General features: G+C 53.6%; 2 protein-coding genes and 1 pseudogene. 2 read left to right on the forward strand and 1 reads right to left on the reverse strand.

Annotated elements, in window-relative coordinates; translation table 11 throughout:
* Positions 1-111: 111 nt before the first annotated feature.
* Positions 112-402 carry a hypothetical protein gene (locus tag C448_RS16000; RefSeq protein ID WP_152415567.1) on the reverse strand — a complete coding sequence of 97 codons (291 nt, stop codon included), beginning with the start codon at positions 400-402 and terminating at the stop codon, positions 112-114.
* 274 nt (positions 403-676) lie between these two features.
* On the opposite strand from C448_RS16000, the gene C448_RS15595 reads away from it, so the two are divergent.
* Positions 677-1,267 (forward strand): DUF3267 domain-containing protein, encoded by a 591-nt coding sequence (locus C448_RS15595; protein WP_080503194.1) that lies wholly within the window; start codon positions 677-679, stop codon positions 1,265-1,267.
* Between the two features lie 149 nt (positions 1,268-1,416).
* Positions 1,417-1,746, forward strand: a pseudogene (locus tag C448_RS10535) (helix-turn-helix domain-containing protein); the annotation flags it as partial.
* Positions 1,747-1,825 lie beyond the last annotated feature (79 nt).

Here is a 1,825-nt window from a genome sequence, read left to right on the forward strand (position 1 = left end):
CGCGACGTTCTTCGGCAGGAGGTGTTGCTGATCTTGGTCGTATCGGATAAAGTTAGACGTCACGGATGGATCCTTACGCTATACAGGAGTTTCCGCTAGATAAAATCTACGTCATGTGAACTCAGAATCCGTAGAATCTGATTTCCTTGCCGATGTTTCTTGGACAGGCTCTGAGAACCCCAACCATCTCAGACGGCCCTTTTCCTCGGCCTTGATATCTGTGAGATAATCAACTGCACCGATTATGCCGAGCATTCCCCAGCCGAGCCCACGCAGTCGAGGGGATGATCGCTGCTCCTTTTTCGCTTCTCGATAGACGTACAGACCGATAAGCATCCAGAAAAATAGAAACAGCACTCCAGTATTGAGGATTGTTCCACCGGATACGCCCAACCATTCCATGCTTGTCATTAGCCTGCTGTGACATTAAATCCCCTAGGTGTGGTTTGCTTATGTTCGCTGATGAGGGTGAATATCCAACCCCTGTCAGCAGCCACATGACAATTGACAGACTGTCAGTAGCCCCACCTCATTCAATGCAAAATCCCCTTGTCAGCAAGAGCGGCCTATCGGGAGTAGCGTGCTGATCACGCCGAGCCACCTCCCATCAACGATCAACCATCTATTGACGGGAGCCATCGAAACCAATTTCTGCGTCATACGACAGTAAGACCCCATGCCATCCTATCCTGACCTGTCAGGTTATCACCGACCGTACCGTTTTGAGTATCCGATTCGGTGGCTGCAGGTCGGTGGTACTGTTCTGACTGTCCTCTCTCTCGGTGTGTTTCTCGGCCTCGCGGCGGTACTCCGTGGTGGCGAGGTCGCTATTGTGGTTGGCCCGTCTAGTGTCCTTGCGTTCGTGGTCGCCATTCCAGTAACGCTCGTGACTCATGAAACAATCCATGGAGCGCTCATGCGCCTACTCGGCTATCGGGTTACGTTCGGCGTCGCCTGGTCAATGCCGGGGGTATACGCGGCTGCGTTCGGCCAGCCCATTACACGTCGAGACAATATACTCATCGCAGGTGCACCATTGATCGTTATTACTGCATTTGGGGTAGCAGTTCTCCCGGTCATGAGCGAGACATTGCTCGTAGCCGTCCTCGTTGCGCTCGTCACCAACGCGGCGGGCGCGGTCGGCGATATGTATGCACTCTATCGACTCGCTCGGATGCCTCGCGAGACGATGTTGTACGATGTGAGCATTGGAGAAATGTTGATCTACGAACCGTCAGCAGTCAGTGTATCCTCTCATACCGAATAGCTTCGAAGGACTGACTCTATGGGATCGATCTCAAGGATGCAAGATAAGCGTGAATCAGCCCAGTTGAAAGGAGAATGGCTATCGATGGGCTGCCCAGAAAGGATAATGACCCAGAAAAGTTATGAAGATGACGCAGGACAGCGAACGTTATGGCTGGAGATCGTCACAAAGAGATCGTCCGCCATCTCAGCGAAGACGATCTCGATCGGCTGCTCGACGAGACTGACGATGACAAAATAAGCAAGCGGCTGACGTTCGTTAAGCGACTCTACAAAGGCGCAACGCTTGAGGACGCTGCCGACGACGTCGGCAGGTCCTCTGCAACCGCGACTCGCTGGGTACGACGATGGAACAAAGGTGGACTCGGTCTCCTCACTCCGAACTTCGGGGGCGGAAGGCCCCCGAAGCTCGATGAAGACGAACAAGACGAACTCCTCGAACGGCTTCGTGACGGCCAGCCATGGAAATCACATGCTCTGTTGATCGCCGGTTCCGTCCGGCGATTCTACCGCTGAGTTCAGGGGAATTGGACGCCTTCTTGCGGTATGGAACGTTTGC

It is taken from the genome of Halococcus morrhuae DSM 1307 (assembly GCF_000336695.1).
Lineage (GTDB): Archaea > Halobacteriota > Halobacteria > Halobacteriales > Halococcaceae > Halococcus > Halococcus morrhuae.

Excerpts from the sequence above, each read along its gene's own strand:
- C448_RS16000 (WP_152415567.1), bottom strand. The coding sequence starts at position 402 with ATGGAATGGTTGGGCGTATCCGGTGGAACAATCCTCAATACTGGAGTG.
- C448_RS15595 (WP_080503194.1), top strand. The coding sequence starts at position 677 with ATGCCATCCTATCCTGACCTGTCAGGTTATCACCGACCGTACCGTTTT.